Below are 1,754 nucleotides of genomic sequence, written 5' to 3' on the forward strand. Positions count from 1 at the left end.
CCCTAAGGGCATGGGGGTTGGGGGGCGTTAGAAGTGGGTCGGGGCTGGTCGCGCTCGCGCGGCGGAGCCGCATATCGATACAGCCCCGCGCCCCTAAGGGGGTTGCGGTGAACGGCGTCAAGTAGTCGTCGCTCGCTACTCGTTCTCGCGGGGCTTGAGGCCGTTCAGCAAGTGGTGGATCAGGGTGGGGGTGTCGGCGATCGCTGCCTCTGGGGTGAGGGTGCCCTGGGCTGCGAAGGAGGCCGTGCCATGGAGGGCGGCGCCGATGACCAGGGCGATGGTCCAGGGGGTGCCGGGGATCATCTCGCCGCGCTCCTGGGCGTCGATGACTATCTGTACGAACTGGGTCGTCGTGCCGTCCACGGCCGCCCGGAGCTGCTCGGAGATGTCCGGGTCGTGCTTGCGGGAGTACATGACCTCCAGCAGCTCGGCGTTCGAGATCGCGAAGTGGACGTAGGTCCTGGCCAGTTCGGTGAGGCGGGCTTCCAGCGGTAGATCGGGGCTGTCGGCGGCGGTCAGTTCCTCCGCCATGCGCTCGAAGCCGGCCAGGGCGAGTGCGTCGACCAGGGCCTGCTTGTCCTTGAAGTGGCGGCCGGGGGCGGCATGGCTGACGCCGACGTCCCGGGCCAGTTCGCGCAGGGACAGTGCCGCGACCCCCTTCTCCAGCAGGGTGCGCTCCGCGCTCGCGAGCAGGGCGGAGCGCAGGTCTCCGTGGTGATAGGGGCGTACGGGCATGCGGACCATCGTATCCCGATGTTGGCGGCGCCAGCATTGTTGTCGCCGTCACCATTGTTGTCATTGACAGCATTGTTGGCGTTGCCTACATTGGGAGGCATGGACAAGACGGACAGGACCATCAGCGGCACGGGGAAGAGCAAGGGCAGGAGCAAGAGCGAGTGGGGCGTCGGGCGGATTTCTGATCTCTCCGGGCGTACCGCCGTCGTCACCGGTGCCAACAGCGGGATCGGTCTCGTGGCCGCCGCCGAGCTGGCCCGTGCGGGCGCGCATGTCGTGTTCGCCGTACGGGACCTGGAGCGGGGGCGGGCCGCGGCGGCCAAGGTGAGCGGGAGTACGGAGGTGCGGCGGCTGGATCTCGCGGATCTGGCGTCTGTGCGGGAGTTCGCCGGGAGGTGGGACCGACCGCTGGACCTGCTGATCAACAACGCCGGCGTGATGATGCTCCCCGAGCAGCGGACGCGTGACGGCTTCGAGACGCAGTTCGGCACGAACCACCTGGGCCACTTCGCCCTGACGAACCTGCTGCTGCCGTACATCACCGACCGGGTGGTGACCGTCGCGTCCGGCGCGCACCGGATGGGCGACGGCATCATCCACTTCGAGAACCTGAACCTGGACGGCATCTACAGCCCCCAGCGCGCGTACTCCCAGTCCAAGCTCGCCAACCTGCTCTTCGTCCTCGAACTCCAGCGCAGGCTCGCCGAGTCGGGCTCGCGCGTCCGCGCCCTGGCGGCCCACCCGGGCTGGGCGGCGACCAACCTCCAGAGTCATACGGCGAACCCGGTCTCGCGCGTGCTGATGGCCGTCGGCAACAAGGTCCTGGCCCAGGACGACAAGGGCGGCGCCCTGCCGACCCTGTACGCGGCGACGCAGGATCTTCCGGGCGCGAGTTACGTCGGTCCGAGCGGGCCGATGGAGATGCGCGGGGCGCCGACGCTGGTGGGGCGGACCGCGGCGGCGAGTGACGTGGCGGCGGCGGAGCGGTTGTGGGAGGCGTCGGAGGGGCTGACGGGGGT

Annotated in this window: 2 protein-coding genes; one reads left to right on the plus strand and one right to left on the minus strand. The window is 69.4% G+C overall.

The window, feature by feature from the left end; translation table 11 throughout:
- Window positions 1–135: 135 nt before the first annotated feature.
- The gene (locus ACNFOC_RS54005) at window positions 136–735 is read right to left on the minus strand and encodes a TetR/AcrR family transcriptional regulator (RefSeq protein ID WP_416966258.1); all 600 of its coding nucleotides are present in this window, start codon (window positions 733–735) and stop codon (window positions 136–138) included.
- Between the two features lie 99 nt (window positions 736–834).
- On the opposite strand from ACNFOC_RS54005, the gene ACNFOC_RS54010 reads away from it, so the two are divergent.
- Window positions 835–1,754 (plus strand): oxidoreductase (locus ACNFOC_RS54010; protein ID WP_416966259.1); only part of this gene is annotated, 920 nt, incomplete at its 3' end.

The sequence above is a fragment of the Streptomyces colwelliae genome, assembly GCF_048158785.1.
Lineage (GTDB): Bacteria > Actinomycetota > Actinomycetes > Streptomycetales > Streptomycetaceae > Streptomyces.